Annotated in this window: 13 protein-coding genes; 9 read left to right on the top strand and 4 right to left on the bottom strand. The window is 75.2% G+C overall.

Features of this window, described 5'->3' with window-relative positions; all coding sequences use genetic code 11:
* The first annotated feature begins 18 nt into the window (after positions 1-18).
* From FXF68_RS42900 to FXF68_RS40945, 9 genes are all read left to right on the top strand, one after another.
* Positions 19-189, top strand: coding sequence for a hypothetical protein (locus tag FXF68_RS42900; RefSeq protein WP_187438373.1), 171 nt, complete (start codon positions 19-21; stop codon positions 187-189).
* Positions 190-274: 85 nt separating this feature from the next.
* Positions 275-1,135: a DUF4253 domain-containing protein gene (locus FXF68_RS40910; RefSeq protein WP_148768202.1), complete on the top strand. Its 861-nt coding sequence runs from the start codon at positions 275-277 to the stop codon at positions 1,133-1,135.
* A 222-nt stretch (positions 1,136-1,357) separates the two neighbouring features.
* Positions 1,358-2,191, top strand: a complete 834-nt coding sequence (locus tag FXF68_RS40915; protein WP_148768203.1) for an STAS domain-containing protein — start codon at positions 1,358-1,360, stop codon at positions 2,189-2,191.
* Positions 2,191-2,610, top strand: coding sequence for an STAS domain-containing protein (locus FXF68_RS40920; RefSeq protein ID WP_246179222.1), 420 nt, complete (start codon positions 2,191-2,193; stop codon positions 2,608-2,610). Before FXF68_RS40915 ends, FXF68_RS40920 begins: the two co-directional genes overlap by 1 nt.
* Positions 2,607-3,017, top strand: coding sequence for an ATP-binding protein (locus FXF68_RS40925; protein ID WP_148768204.1), 411 nt, complete (start codon positions 2,607-2,609; stop codon positions 3,015-3,017). The genes FXF68_RS40920 and FXF68_RS40925 overlap by 4 nt, the downstream gene beginning before the upstream one ends.
* Entirely contained in the window at positions 3,005-4,075 is a 1,071-nt protein-coding gene (locus FXF68_RS40930; protein WP_148768205.1) for an anti-sigma regulatory factor, read from the top strand. Before FXF68_RS40925 ends, FXF68_RS40930 begins: the two co-directional genes overlap by 13 nt.
* Complete coding sequence (locus tag FXF68_RS40935) at positions 4,072-5,814, top strand: ATP-binding response regulator (RefSeq protein ID WP_148768206.1); 1,743 nt, start codon at positions 4,072-4,074, stop codon at positions 5,812-5,814. Before FXF68_RS40930 ends, FXF68_RS40935 begins: the two co-directional genes overlap by 4 nt.
* Entirely contained in the window at positions 5,811-7,376 is a 1,566-nt protein-coding gene (locus FXF68_RS40940) for a fused response regulator/phosphatase (RefSeq protein WP_148768207.1), read from the top strand. The genes FXF68_RS40935 and FXF68_RS40940 overlap by 4 nt, the downstream gene beginning before the upstream one ends.
* Positions 7,377-7,461: 85 nt before the next feature.
* Positions 7,462-8,607 (top strand): VldE C-terminal domain-containing protein, encoded by a 1,146-nt coding sequence (locus FXF68_RS40945; RefSeq protein WP_148768208.1) that lies wholly within the window; start codon positions 7,462-7,464, stop codon positions 8,605-8,607.
* A 12-nt stretch (positions 8,608-8,619) separates the two neighbouring features.
* On the opposite strand, the gene FXF68_RS40950 is transcribed toward FXF68_RS40945, so the two are convergent.
* The 4 genes from FXF68_RS40950 to FXF68_RS40965 form a co-directional block, all read right to left on the bottom strand.
* Positions 8,620-10,623: an ATP-binding SpoIIE family protein phosphatase gene (locus FXF68_RS40950; protein ID WP_148768209.1), complete on the bottom strand. Its 2,004-nt coding sequence runs from the start codon at positions 10,621-10,623 to the stop codon at positions 8,620-8,622.
* 184 nt (positions 10,624-10,807) lie between these two features.
* Positions 10,808-11,668, bottom strand: a complete 861-nt coding sequence (locus tag FXF68_RS40955; RefSeq protein WP_148768210.1) for a spermidine synthase — start codon at positions 11,666-11,668, stop codon at positions 10,808-10,810.
* A 31-nt stretch (positions 11,669-11,699) separates the two neighbouring features.
* Complete coding sequence (locus tag FXF68_RS40960) at positions 11,700-12,719, bottom strand: ABC transporter ATP-binding protein (protein ID WP_148768211.1); 1,020 nt, start codon at positions 12,717-12,719, stop codon at positions 11,700-11,702.
* Entirely contained in the window at positions 12,703-13,770 is a 1,068-nt protein-coding gene (locus FXF68_RS40965) for an ABC transporter ATP-binding protein (protein WP_148768212.1), read from the bottom strand. Before FXF68_RS40965 ends, FXF68_RS40960 begins: the two co-directional genes overlap by 17 nt.
* Between the last annotated feature and the right edge of the window lie 3 nt (positions 13,771-13,773).

The raw sequence follows: 13,773 nt of genomic DNA on the forward strand, positions 1-13,773 counted from the left end.
CGCAGAAAGGCATGGGCCATGAGCAACTCCACCCGCTGGACCGTGGTCGGCATCCTCATCGCCGTCAACGCCGTCGCGAACGTGATCCTCGGCAACACGTGGTTCGCGATCGTCGTCAGCTCGGTCACCGGCGTCGGCGTCGTCGCCGTGCTGATCGACTACCTGGCCCGGGGCAGGCGGGAACCCTGAGACCGGCCGCGGGAGCGGGCCCCGCGCCGTTACCATTCCCAGAGCCAAGATCCTGTTGGCCTGCTCTGTACCGGAACGGCGTGAAATGGATGATGTGGAGGTCCGGCCCCTGCCGGGCGACCTGGCGCGGCTGTTCGACCCGGGACCCGCGGGCCCGGGCGACGGCCCGGGCGGCGAGTCCGCCGAGCGGACGCTGGCCGTGCCGCTGCCCGAGGGGGACCTGGTCTGGCCGGACCCCGGCTACCCGCAGCGGCGGCTGCTGATGCGCCCCGCGTTCTGGCTGAGCGAGGAGCCCGTCCAGGGCGAGCTGTGGTGCAGGCTCCGCGCCGAGCACGCCGGCTCGGGCCTCTGGCCGCTGCTGATGGACGAGACCGACCAGCCCTGGGCGTCCGGCCAGATCGCGCCCGAGCCCGTGGACGAGATCGAGAACTACCTCCCGCACGCGTTCATGTCCGAGGTGTGGGCCGACTGGGCGGAGCAGGCGTCCGAGGAGGACCTCGACGACCTCGCCCCCTACGGGCGGCACTGCCCGGGACTCGCCCCGGCGGGCGTCCCGCTGGACGACCCCGACGCCATGGCCGACCGGTACGCCCGCGCCCTCGCCGGGCGCGGGCTGTCCCTCGGCCTCGCCGCCGTCGAGCGGGGCGCGGACGCGATCGCCGCCGTCGGCTGGCAGGGCGCCCTCAACCACAACGAGTGGACGGCGCCGCTCGCCGCCGTCCTGCGCGGCTGGGAGGACAGGTTCGGCGCCCGCGTCGTCGCGCTCGGCTTCAACACGCTGGAGCTGAGCGTCGCGGCGCCGCCGGTCACCGTCCGGCACGCGGTGCACGTCGCGGCCGAGCACTGGACGTTCTGCCCCGACATCCTCTTCCAGGGCCCGGGCACCCTCGCCGGGTACGCCGAGGAGATCCGCGGCAAGACCAACTGGTCGTTCTGGTGGGACTGACCGACCTCCCCAAAAACTGGTCATAAGGCGTAAACGTCCGGGTCACTCGCGGTGGTGCGGGGCTTTTCCACGGTTACGGTGGGACGGGACGAGCACCGGGTGGCGCGCGTGGCACGGACACCCTGGAGCGAGCACCCGGCGACCCGCCGCGGGCGCCGCCCCGTCGCGCGACCGCCGGCAGGACGGGCGGCGGGGACGGGGGGCACCGATGGGACCGCGGGCATGACCGGCGGCGCGGACGACACTCCGATCGCGGAGCTGCTGCGCTCCTGGCGCGAGCCGGTCCTCGGCCGGTGGATCGAGCTGGTCCGCGAGACCGTCCGCGGGCGGCTCTCCGAGGCGGAGGTCCGGTCGGAGCTGACGGAGCTGTACGGGCTCGTCGAACGCGCGCTCGGCGGCGACGCCGCCGCCGGGGACGAGCTGCGGGCCGCGCTCGCGGAGATCTCCCGGGGCCGGGCCCGGCACGGGTTCAGCCCGACCGAGACGGCGATCGGCGTGTTCGCGCTGAAGCAGTCGCTGTACGAGCAGATCCGGCTGACCCGCGACCAGCGGGCCTACTCCGAGCTGATCGACTTCTCGTCCTACGTCGACGAGCTGGGGCTCGCGACGTTCGAGACGTACGCGGCGGCGCGCGAGCAGGTGATCGCCGACCAGGCCGATCAGCTGCTGGAGCTGTCGACGCCCGTGGTGCGGCTGTGGGACCGCGTCCTCGGCGTCCCGCTGGTCGGCACCCTCGACTCCGCCCGCACCCAGATCGCGATGGAGACGCTGCTCCAGGCGCTGGTGACCACCGGCGCCCGGTACGCGCTGATCGACATCACCGGGGTGCCCGCCGTCGACACCGAGGTCGCGCAGCACCTGATGAAGACGGTGATGGCGGCCCGGCTGATGGGCACGCACTGCGTCGTCTCCGGGATCCGGCCGCAGATCGCGCAGACGATCGTGGCGCTCGGCATCGAGTTCGGCGACATCGTGACGAAGGCGACCCTCGCGGACGCGCTGGCGTACGTGCTGGAACGTTCCGGCCTGCGCGTCGTCGGCGAGCCGGAGGGCTGATGGACCGGGTGCCGATTCTCAAGATCGGGGGCGTCCTGCTCGTGTCGATCCAGACCGACCTCCAGGACCAGACGGTCCTCGCGTTGCAGGAGGACCTCTCCGAGCGGATCGTCGCCACCGGCGCCCACGGCGTGATCATCGACATCACGGCGGTGGACATCGTCGACTCCTTCATCGGCCGGATGTTCGCGACGATCGCGTCCATGTCCCGGCTGATGGACGCCGAGACGGTGGTGGTCGGGATGCGCCCGGCGGTGGCGATCACGCTGGTGGAGCTCGGGCTGTCGCTCGGCGGCGTGCGCACCGCGCTGGACCTGGAGGAGGGCATGCGGCTGCTCGGCGCCGGGCTGCCGCAGGCGGGCCCCGCGGGCTCCGCGCGGCCCGCCCGTCCCGGTCCCGCCGTGGCGGACGGGCCGTGACGGCCCCGTCCGGTGGGGAGGTGCCCGTCGCGTCGAGCGACGACGTCGTCCGCGTCCGGCAGGTGGTGCGGGCCGCCGCGGCGGCGGCCGGGCTGTCGCTGGTCGACCAGACCAAGCTGGTCACGGCGGCCAGCGAGCTGGCGCGCAACACCTACGCGCACGGCGGGGGCGGCGCGATGCGGGTGGAGCGCGCGACCGGCGAGGACGGCAGGCGGGGCGTCCGGCTCGTCTTCACCGACGCGGGCCCCGGCATCGCGGACGTGGACCGGGCGCTCAGCGAGGGCTGGTCGAGCGGGACGGGCCTCGGCCTCGGCCTGCCCGGCGCCCGGCGGCTCTGCGACGAGTTCGGGCTGCGGAGCGAGGCGGGCGGCGGGACCACGGTGACGGTGGTCAAATGGACCCGCTGAGCGGCCCCGGATGGACGACCAGCCCGCCCGCGGGCGACTCGCTGCTGGTCCGGGTGGAGGAGCGCAGCGCCGCGGCGGGCGTCCGGCGGCGGATCACCGCGCTCGCCGAGCGGCTCGGGTTCGCCGGGGAGCGGCTGGAGCGGGTGCGGATCGCGGCGACGGAGGCGGCGACGAACCTCGCCGAGCACGCGCGGCAGGGCGAGATGCTGCTGCGCATCGTCCGGACCGGCGGGGCGGCCGCGCTGGAGTTCGTGTGCGTCGACCGGGGGCCGGGCATCGCCGACGTCCCGGTGTCCCGGGTGGACGGCTTCTCGACGCGCGGCACCCTCGGGGTCGGGCTGGGGTCGATCGAGCGGCTCGCCGACCACAGCGGGCTGTATTCGCGTCCGGACGCGGGCACGGTGCTGTTCGCGCGGTTCCAGCCGCCCGGCGAGCCGCCCGTGGAGCCGGCCGGCGCGCCGTTCGCGGGGCTGAACCTGCCGATCGACGGCGAGGAGGAGTGCGGCGACGCCTACACCGCCCGCGTCGTGGACGGCGTCCTCCTCGTCCTGCTCTGCGACGGCCTCGGGCACGGCCCGCTCGCCGCGCGGGCGGCGCGGGCGGCGGTCCGCGCCGCGCACGGCGCGTCCGCCCGGGACCGCCCGGCGGACGTCCTGCGGAGGGTCCACCGGGAGATGGCGGAGACGCGGGGCGGCGCGGTCGCGGTCGCCGCCGTCGACCCGGCCGCCGGGCTGGTCCGGTTCGCCGGGATCGGGAACGTCGCCGCGTGGATCGTCGGACCGGACAGGCGGCAGGGGATGGTGTCCGTGCCCGGGATCGCGGGCGGGCGCGGCGCCCGCGGCGGGCGGATCCGCGAGCACGGCTACGCGCTGCCGCCGGGCGCCGCGGTGGTCCTGCACTCCGACGGCCTCACCGGCCGCTGGCGGCTCGCCGACCATCCGGGCCTGCTCGGCTGCGACCCGCTGCTGATCGCCGCGACGGTGCTGCGCGACGCCGGGGTGCGGCACGACGACCGTTCCGTGCTCGCCGTCGCGGCGTCCGGCGGGGGCGCGCCATGAGCGGGCCCGACGCGACCGCCGAGCTGCTCCGCATCGAGATCACGGACGAGGCGGGCGTGTTCGCCGTCCGGCGGGCGGGCCGGGCGGTCGCCGCCGAGGTCGGCCTCGACCACCAGGACCAGGTGCGCGTCGCGACCGCGCTGAGCGAGGCCGGGCGGGAGCTGCGGTCGTGCGCCGAGACCGTGGCGGTCGCGTTCCGCCTGGACCGGGGGCGGCGGCCCGGCCTCGTCGTCGAGCTGGACCTCGTGCCGCGCACGTCGATGGTGGCCGCGGACGCCTGCCAGGCCGCGGTGGCGCGGCTGATGAGCGTCGTCGAGCGGGAGGACCGGCCGGGCGGCGGCGTCCGCGTCCGGCTCCGCAAGAACATCCCGGCGGGCGCGGCGCCCCCGGCCGAGGAGGATCTGGACGAGCTGCGCGCCCGGCTGCGCCGCCTGGAGCCCGTCCCGGCGCTGGAGGAGCTGCGGACGCAGAACGCCGACCTGATGGCGGCGCTGGAGGACCTCCAGCGGCAGAAGGACGAGATGCGCGACCTCAACGCCGAGCTAGAGCAGACGAACCGGGGCGTGATGGCCCTCTACGGCGAGATCTCCGAGGAGCTGGCGGAGACCAACCGGGGCGTCGTGGCGCTGTACGCGGACCTGGAGGAGAAGTCGGCGCAGCTCCGCGAGGCGGGCGAGGCGAAGAACCGGTTCTGGGCGAACGTGAGCCACGAGCTGCGGACGCCGGTGAACGGCGTCCTCGGGCTGACCCGGCTGCTGCTCGACCCGGCCACCGACCCGCTCACCGCCGAGCAGCGCCACCAGATCACCCTGATCGCCGACACCGGCGGCACCCTGCTCGGGCTGGTCGACGAGCTGCTGGACCTGGCGCGGGCGAAGCGGAGCGCGGCCGCCGCGCACTCGGCGCCGGTGCCCGTCCCCGCGCTGCTGGACGAGCTGGCCGACCTGATGGGCCCGATGGCCGAGGAGGCCGGGCTGGCGCTGGTCGTCGACGCGGCCGCCGCGCCGCCGATCGTCGTCACCGACGCGGAGATGCTGACCCGCATCCTGCGCAACCTCGTCGGCAACGGGCTGAAGTTCACCGAAGAGGGCGAGGTGCGGATCACGGCGCGGTCGGAGCCCCGGCACACCGAGTTCGTCGTGTCCGACACGGGCGTCGGCATCCCGGCCGCCGACCTGGAGCGGGTCTTCGAGGAGTTCTACCGCGTCCCCGGCGGCGCGGCGGGCGGGACGGGCCTCGGCCTGCCGTACGCGCTGCGGCTCGCCCATGCGCTCGGCGGCGACCTGCTGCTGGACAGCGTCCTCGGCGAGGGCACGACCGTCACCCTGCGGCTGCCGCCGTACCGGCGGCTGGCCGAGCTCGACCTCGGGCACGTGCTGATCGCGGACGACGACGCGCCGACCCGGCTCGTCCTGCGCGGGCTGGTCGAGGACGGCGGCGCCCGCGTCACCGAGGCCGCCGACGGCCGCGCCGCCCTGGCCGCGGTCGCCGCCGACCGGCCCGACCTCGTCCTGCTCGACCTGCGGATGCCGGTGCTGGACGGCTACGAGGTCCTCGCCCGGCTGCCGTCCGGGATCCCGGTCGTGCTGGTCACCTCCGCGGACGTGTCGCCCGCCGAGGACCCGCGGCTCGCCCGCGCGGACGCGCTGCTCGGCAAGGACCGCATCAACCCGGAGACGCTCGCCGACGCGATCCGCAGGGCCGGGGACCACGCCGACGGCGGAGGCGGGCGGCCGTGACGCAGACGCTGGTGGTCGACGACAACCACACCAAGCGGTACATCATCGGCAGTTGGCTGCGCCGCGCCGGGCACACCGTGGTCGAGGCGGCGTCGGCGGCGGAGGCGTGGCGGCGGCTCACCGACCACGCCATCGACCTGGTGGTGCTGGACGTCCGGCTGCCCGACATGAGCGGCATCGAGGTCTGCGAGCAGATCAAGACCGCGCCGGACACGAGGTCGCTGCCCGTCATCCACATCTCGGCGCAGGCCGTCGACGTCGAGGACCGCACGCAGGGCCTGCGGCGCGGCGCGGACGCCTACATGGCGGACCCGATCGACCCGGGCGAGTTCATCGCGACCGTCGAGGCGGTGCTGCGCTACTACCAGGCGCGCCGCGCCGCCGAGCGGATGGCGGCCCGGATGGCCGAGCTGACCCGGACGTCCCTCGCCATCAACGCGGCCACCTCGTTCGAGGACATGGCGGCGGTCGCGGCCCGCGGCGCGTTCGCGATCTTCGGGGTGCCGGTCGGGGTGTTCGTGCTGCCGCCGGACGGCCGCTGCCGCCGGACCATCGACTTCGGCGTCGGGCCGTGGCACCGGGGCTGCTCCCCGGAGACGACCGCGCGCCTGGCGGAGGTCGCGAGGCTCGGCGACGACCCCGGCACGGAGGTCACGGAGGTTCCCGAGGACACGTGGCTGGAGCTGCTGCCCGACAGCATGTCGCAGGGCGACATCACGCTCGTGGTGTCCCGGCTCAAGCACGACCGGCCGCCGATCGCCATCGGCGTCACCGCGCGCGGCGCGCGGACGGAGGACGACGTCAACCTGCTCCGCCAGCTCGGGCAGGCGGTGGCGCTCGCGATGGAGGCGCTCCGGTCCTACACCGAGGAGCACTCGATCTCGCTGACGCTGCAGCGCAGCCTGCTCCCGGCGTCGCTGCCCGCGATCCCCGGCTGGTCGCTCGCCGTCCGGTACGAGCCCGCCGGGGACCAGGCCGAGGTGGGCGGCGACTTCTACGAGGTGCTCGACTGCGGCGAGCGGGTCCTCGTCGCCATCGGGGACGTGCAGGGCCACTCGCTGCTCGCCGCGACGGTGATGGCGGAGATCCGGCACGCGCTGCGCGCCTTCGCCGTCGAGGGCCACGACTCCGTCACGATCCTGCGGCTGCTGAACGACGTCATGGAGCGGTACCACGACGAGCAGACCGCGACGATGTGCCTGATGACGCTCGATCCGCGCAGCGGCGCCGCGCACGTCGCGAACGCCGGGCACCTCCCGCCGCTGCACGTGCACGGCGGGCGCGCCCGGTACGGGGGCGGCGGCGGGGTGCTGCTCGGGTTCCCGGCGGGCGGGGTGGCGGTCGAGGAGACGCTGGTGCCGCCGGGCGGCGCGGTCGTCCTGCTCACCGACGGGCTGATCGAGGACCGGGGCATCCCGCTCACCGACAACATGGAGCGGCTCCGCCTCGTCGCCGCCGACGTGGAGGACGAGCTGGAGCGCTTCGGCGACCGCGTCATCGCCGAGTTCGGCCCCCGCGAGGACGACGTCGCCCTCGTCGTCCTGCGCCGCGACGCGGGCTGATGCCGCCGGGCCCTCGGCTCGCCTACTATGCGGCAGACGGCGGCAGGGCGGACGGCGGCGGACGGCGACGACGGATCGGGGCGCGATGCGACGGACCGGAAGGGCGCTCTCCACGGGCATCGCGGCGGGGATCGTCCTCACGCTCGCGGTGGACGGCGCGGTCGCGGTCTCGTGGCGGGCGTCCGGCCGTCCCGAGCGCCGCGACGGCCTCGTGTCGGTGGACCGGGCCGCCGCGCCGCGCGTTCCCGCCGTCGCGCCGCTGACCCGCCGGTACACGCCGCACCTGCTCGTCGCCGGGACGTCCTCGCTGCCGCCCGGCGCCGTCGAGCGGGCGCGCGGGCTAAAGGGCGTCGCGGGCGTCGCCGTCGTGGACGCCGCCCGCGCCATGGTCGGCGGGCAGCGGATGGGCCTGCTCGGCGTCGACCCGTCCGGGTTCCGGGCGTTCGCGCCGGAGCCGACCGCCGAGTCCGACCGGCTCTGGCAGACGATCGCCGCGGGCGGCCTCGCCGTCTCGTTCGAACAGGGCCGCGACGGCGCGTTCCCGCTCGGCACGGTCGTCGAGGCGGGCCGCAGCACCGGGCCGGGACGCGTCCGCGTCGGCGCCCACGCGGCCCTCGGCATCGGCGACGTGGACGCCGTCGTGTCCCGCGAGCAGGCCCGCGCGCTCGGCATGCCGGACGGCAACGCCCTCGTCATCAGCGCCCCGAAGGCCGACACCCGCGCGCTCGCGGCCCGGCTGAAGAAGATCCTCCCGCGCGGCACGAAGGTCGCCGCGCTAGCACCGGCGCGGACGTCGCCGAAGACCGCGAAACGCGCCGGGCCGGAGCTGCCCGGGCGCCCCGACGGCGTGACCGGCGGCCGCTCCCCCATCACCGGCAACATGATGACCCCCACCATGCGGACCGCGCTGCTGGAGATCGCCGGCATGTTCGGCCCGTTCCCGACGATCGGCTGCCACCGCTCCACCGGCGACCCGCAGGACCACGGCGACGGCCGCGCCTGCGACTTCATGGAGAGCACCGGCGGCCGCGCGCCGACCGGGGCCGCCCGCCGGCACGGCGACCAGGTCGCCGCGTACGCGGTCGCGAACGCGCGCCGCCTCGGGATCTCCTACGTCATCTGGCGGCAGCGCATCTGGAACGTGCGGGGCGGCGGCTGGCGGCCCATGGAGGACCGCGGGAGCATCACGCAGAACCACTACGACCACGTGCACGTCTCGGTCCTGAGCTGACCGCGGGAAGGGTCAGCGCGGGAGGCCCTGCTCGCACCAGACGACCTTGCCGTCCGGGGTGCGGCGGACGCCCCAGCGCTGCGCGAGGCGCCCGACGACGTGCAGGCCGCGGCCCGACTCGATCATCTCGTCGGAGTCGTCGTGGTGCCGGATGCGGGGCCGTCCGTCCGAGGAGTCGAAGACCTCGCAGACGAGCCCGCCCTCCCGGACGAGCCGCAGCCTGATCCGCCCGCCCGCGTGCCGGATCGCGTTCGTGACCAGCTCGGACGCCAGCAGCATCGTCGGGTGGACGAGGTCGTCCAGGCCCCAGTGGGCGAGCCGGTCGCGGATCAGGCCGCGCGCCCGGCGGACGGCGGCCGGGTCGGCGGGCAGCTCCCAGGTGGCGTGCCGGTCCTCCGGGATGCGGGCGAGCCGTGCCACGAGCATCGCGATGTCGTCGCGGTGCTGGTCGTCGTAGACGCCGTCGAGCGCGGCCTGGCAGAGGTCCTCCAGCGGGCGCGCGGCGGCGCCGTTCCCGAACGTGCGGCGCAGCCTGTCCAGCCCGTCGTCGATGTCGCGGGCGCGGTTCTCGACGAGGCCGTCGGTGTAGAGGAAGAGGAGCGTGCCGTCCTCGACGGCGAACTCGCGGCTGACGATCGGGCCGTCGCCGCCGACGCCGAGCGGCGGCGCGGGCGGCACCGGCAGGTACTCCGGCTCCGCGCCGGGCGGGACGAGCAGCGGCGGCAGATGCCCGGCGCTCGCCACCTCGCAGCGCCCGCTGACCGCGTCGTACACGACGTAGGCGCAGGTGGCGAAGTGCGGCTCCCGCTCGCCGAGGGTGCGCATCAGCGAGTCGAGCCGCTCCAGCGCCTCGGCGGGCGGCAGTTCGAGGCCGGCGAGGGTGTGGATGGCGGTGCGGAGCCGTCCCATCGTGACGGCGGCCTTCACGCCGTGCCCGGCGACGTCGCCGACGACGAGCGCGACGCGGGCGCCGGGCAGCGCGATCGACTCGTACCAGTCGCCGCCGACCTCGATGAGGCGGCTGCCCGGCAGGTACCGGTGGTGCACCTCGACCGGGGACGGCGCCGACAGCCCGGTCGGCAGCAGGCTGCGCTGCAGGGTGAGCGCGGTCGCGCGCTCCCGCGAGTACTGCCGGGCGCTCTCCACGAAGATCGACGCGCGGTTGGCGAACTCCACCCCGATCTCGACGTCGTAGGCGTCGAACGGGCGGTGCGCGGCGTTGCGGGTGCAGGCGAAGAAGCCGAGGACGCCCGCCGCCGACGTGATCGGCAGCAGCAGCTTCGAGGAGCCCTTCAGCATGTTCCCGACCGGCGGCCGGCCCCAGGCGGCGGCGAGCTCGGCCGACCCGTCGCCGTGCGGCGGGCACAGCACCGCCTCGCCGGTCTCCAGGCACCGCGCGTGCGGCGTGCCGGGCGGGTAGACGAGCGACTCGCCGGTGGGGAACAGCGCGTCCCAGGACGGGTCGTCGTCGTCGAACCCGATCGCCATCCGGCGGAGCTGCGGGCCGTCCGGGCCCTCCGGCTGCTCGTCGGCGTCGAGGTGGCTCTCCAGCAGGAGCAGCGCGCCGGAGTTGCAGAAGTGCGGGACGAGCACGTCCATCAGCCCGCGCGCCAGGATCTCCAGGTCGAGCGTCGAGCCGATGCGCGGGAGGGCGTCGTCCAGCAGGGCGCGGCGGATGACGGCGGGGTCGACGAACCGGTCGGCGAGCGGCACCGGCACCTTGACGACGGCGAGCGCCGCGACGTCCGGCGCGCTCCCGCTCATCGGGTGGACGGTGACGACCGCGTCCAGCGTCACGCCGGACCGGGTCTCCACGGGGAGCATGGCGGTGCGCTCCCGCCCGGCCTTGACCGCCTCCAGGAGCGGCTCCCGCGCGCCGGGGATGACCTCGTCGAGCGGGGCGCCGTCCAGCTCGACGCCATTTCTGGTCAGAACTGCGACGGCGTTGCGGTCGAACTGGAGTATTTTCCCCGACGAATCCGTGCCGAGAATCAGAATTCGGGTGGACGACTCCATCGCTCGATTATGGGACATGGCGGGGTCGCGTGCGGCCGATACGCGACGGTAAAACCGGTCGGCCGCAATCCGGTGCCTCTCGCGGCCCACCCTCCCCTCGGGGAGGGCCGCGGCATTCGTCCAGGTACCGCCGCCGGGTACGGGATTCCGCGGGTTTCGGGTACGGGCTCCGGCGGGTTTCGGGTCAGGGTCTGCCGAACACCTGCGGCGGCGGGACGGGCGCGACGATCTCCTCCCCGTCCATGATCGGCGCGGCGCCCGCGCAGAACGCCGTGAGGTCGCCGCCGTCCAGCAGCCGGGCCCGGACGATCCCGCCCGCCGCGCGGCGGGTCAGCTCGGCGACCGGCAGCGGCTCGCGCGACCCGGCCACGATGAGGTTGCCGAACCGGCGCCCGCGCAGCACGCCGGGGTCGCCCATCAGCAGCGTGTGCCGGAACACCGACCGGACCGTGGCGGCGACGCGGCGCGCGAACGGCAGCCGGAACCCGTCCGCGACGTTGGCGAGGTAGACGCCGCCGGGGCGCAGCACCCGGGCCGCGTCGAGGACGAACTCGCGGGTGGCCAGTTCGAGCGGCATCGACGCCTCGGCGAACGCGTCCATGACGACGAGGTCGTCGGCCTCGTCGGCGAGCGCGGCGACGCCGCTGCGCCCGTCGGTGACCCGGATCCGCAGGCCCGGCACGTTCTTGACGGGCAGTTGCTCCCGGACGAGCCGCACCAGCCCCGCGTCCGGCTCCAGGACGACCTGCCGCGATCCCGGCCGGGTGGCGGCGATGTACCGGGCCAGCGTGCACCCGGCGCCGCCGACGTGGACGGCGTCGAACGCCTGCCCGTCCACGCCGAGCGCGTCGACGACGTCGCCCATCAGCCGCATGTACTCGAAGTCGAGGTAGGTGGGATCGGACAGGTCCACGTAGGACTGCGGCACGCCGCCGATCAGCAGCATCCAGCCGCCGTCGCGGTCGGCGTCGCGGAGCAGCTCGGCCTCCCCGGCGTCGATCCCGTAGAGGTTCGCGCTCGGACCCCGCCTGCCCTTGCGTGCCATGGCCCCACCCTACGGAACCCCTCTCGGGCCGTCAGGTCGGCTCCGGGACGGCGTCCTCGGCGGCGAAGTGGCAGGCGCTCGGGTGGGCCGAGCCGTCCCGCTCCGCCAGCGCGGGCTCGTCGTCCGCGCAGACCGCCTCGGCCTTCCAGCAGCGGGTGCGGAAGCGGCAGCCGGACGGCGGGTCGAGCGGCGACGGCGGCTCCCCTTCGAGCTGGATCCGCCTCGTCCAGCCGGGCGCGTCCGGGTCGGGCACGGGGACGGCCGACAGCAGCGCCTGCGTGTACGGGTGGGTCGGATGCTCGTAGATCTGCTCCTCGTCGCCCGTCTCGATGACCTTGCCGAGGTACATGACGGCGATCCGGTCCGAGATTTGCCGGACGGCCGCCAAATCGTGCGCGATGAACACGTAGGAGAGCCCGAGTTCGCGTTGCAGTTCGGCGAGCAAATTCATCACCTGCGCCTGGACGGACACGTCCAGCGCGGACACCGGCTCGTCGCACACGACGACGTCCGGCCGCAGCGCGAGGGCGCGGGCGATCCCGACGCGCTGCCGCTGCCCGCCCGAGAACTGGTGCGGATACCGGTTGACGTGCCCTGGGTCGAGCCCGACCAGCTCCAGCAGTTCCTGGACGCGCTTCCGCCGCTCTCCCTTGGGGGCGACCTCCGGATGGATCGCGAACGGCTCCCCCACGATGTCCCCGACCGTCATGCGCGGGTTGAGGGACGAGTACGGGTCCTGCAACACCATCTGGATGCGGCGGCGCAGCGCCCGCAACTCCGGCCGGCGCATGGCGAACACGTCGCGGCCGTCGAAGCGGACCGTCCCGGCGGTCGGGCGCTCCGCCGCGAGCAGCAGCCTCGCCAGCGTCGACTTCCCGCAGCCGGACTCGCCGACGACGCCGAGCGTCTCGCCGCGGCGCAGTTCGAGGTCGACGCCGTCCACGGCCCTGACCCGCCCGACCGCGCGTTTCACCACGACGCCGCGGGTCACCGGGTAGTGCTTGGCGAGGCCCTCCACCCGCAGGATCGGGTCGTCACTCGGGTTCGGCACCGTGGACCTCCGCGGCGAAGTGGCAGGCGGCCTCGTGCCCGGGCGCGACCGCGACGAGCGGCGGCCGCTCGGCCGCGCACACCGCCTCGGCGCGCGGGCAGCGCGGGTGGAACGGGCACCCGGACGGCAGCGCGGCCGGGTCCGGCGGCGCCCCCTTGATCGGCAGCAGCGGGCCGCCGCGCCGGTCGAGCCGCGGGACCGACGCCAGCAGCCCCCGCGTGTACGGGTGGGCGGGACGCGCGTACAGCGCGCGGGCGGGCGCCCGCTCCGCGACCGACCCGGCGTACATGACGACGATCCGGTCCGCGACCCCGGCGACGACGCCGAGGTCGTGGGTGATCAGCACCATGCCCATGCGCAGCTCGTCCTGGAGGTCGGCGAGCAGCCGCATGATCTGCGCCTGGACGGTCACGTCGAGCGCGGTGGTCGGCTCGTCCGCGATGAGGACGTCCGGCTCCAGCGCCAGCGCCATCGCGATCATGATGCGCTGCCGCATGCCGCCGGAGAACTGGTGCGGATGGTCGCCGAGCCGCCGCGCGGCGGACGGGATCCGCACCCGCTCCATCAGCTCGATCGCCTTGGCCTTCGACTCCTTGCGGCCGAGGCCGCGCCGCACCCGGTACAGCTCGCGGATCTGGTCCCCGACGGTGAAGACCGGGTTGAGGGCGGTCAGCGCGTCCTGGAAGACCATGGCGACGCGGTCGCCCCGGTACTCGCGTCGCCGCCGCTCCGGCAGGCCGAGCAGTTCCGTGCCGCGCAGTTTCACGGAACCGCGTTCGATCCTCGCGGGCGGGACGTCGAGGATGCCCATCACGGCCTGCGCCGCGACGCTCTTGCCCGACCCCGACTCCCCCAGGATCGCGACCGTCTCGCCCTCGTCGAGGGTGTAGGAGAGGCCGTTCACGGCGTGGACGTCCTGCCCGCGCACCCGGAACCGGACGTGCAGGTCGTCGACCTCCAGGAGCGGGGCGTCCGGGCGCGGCGCCGGGACCGCGGAGCCCTTCGCCGAGCCCTTCGCCGAGCCCTTCGCGCCGGTCGTCGCTTCGGTCATGGG

Origin of the sequence: Actinomadura decatromicini (assembly GCF_008121305.1) — a bacterium.
Classification (GTDB): domain Bacteria; phylum Actinomycetota; class Actinomycetes; order Streptosporangiales; family Streptosporangiaceae; genus Spirillospora; species Spirillospora syzygii.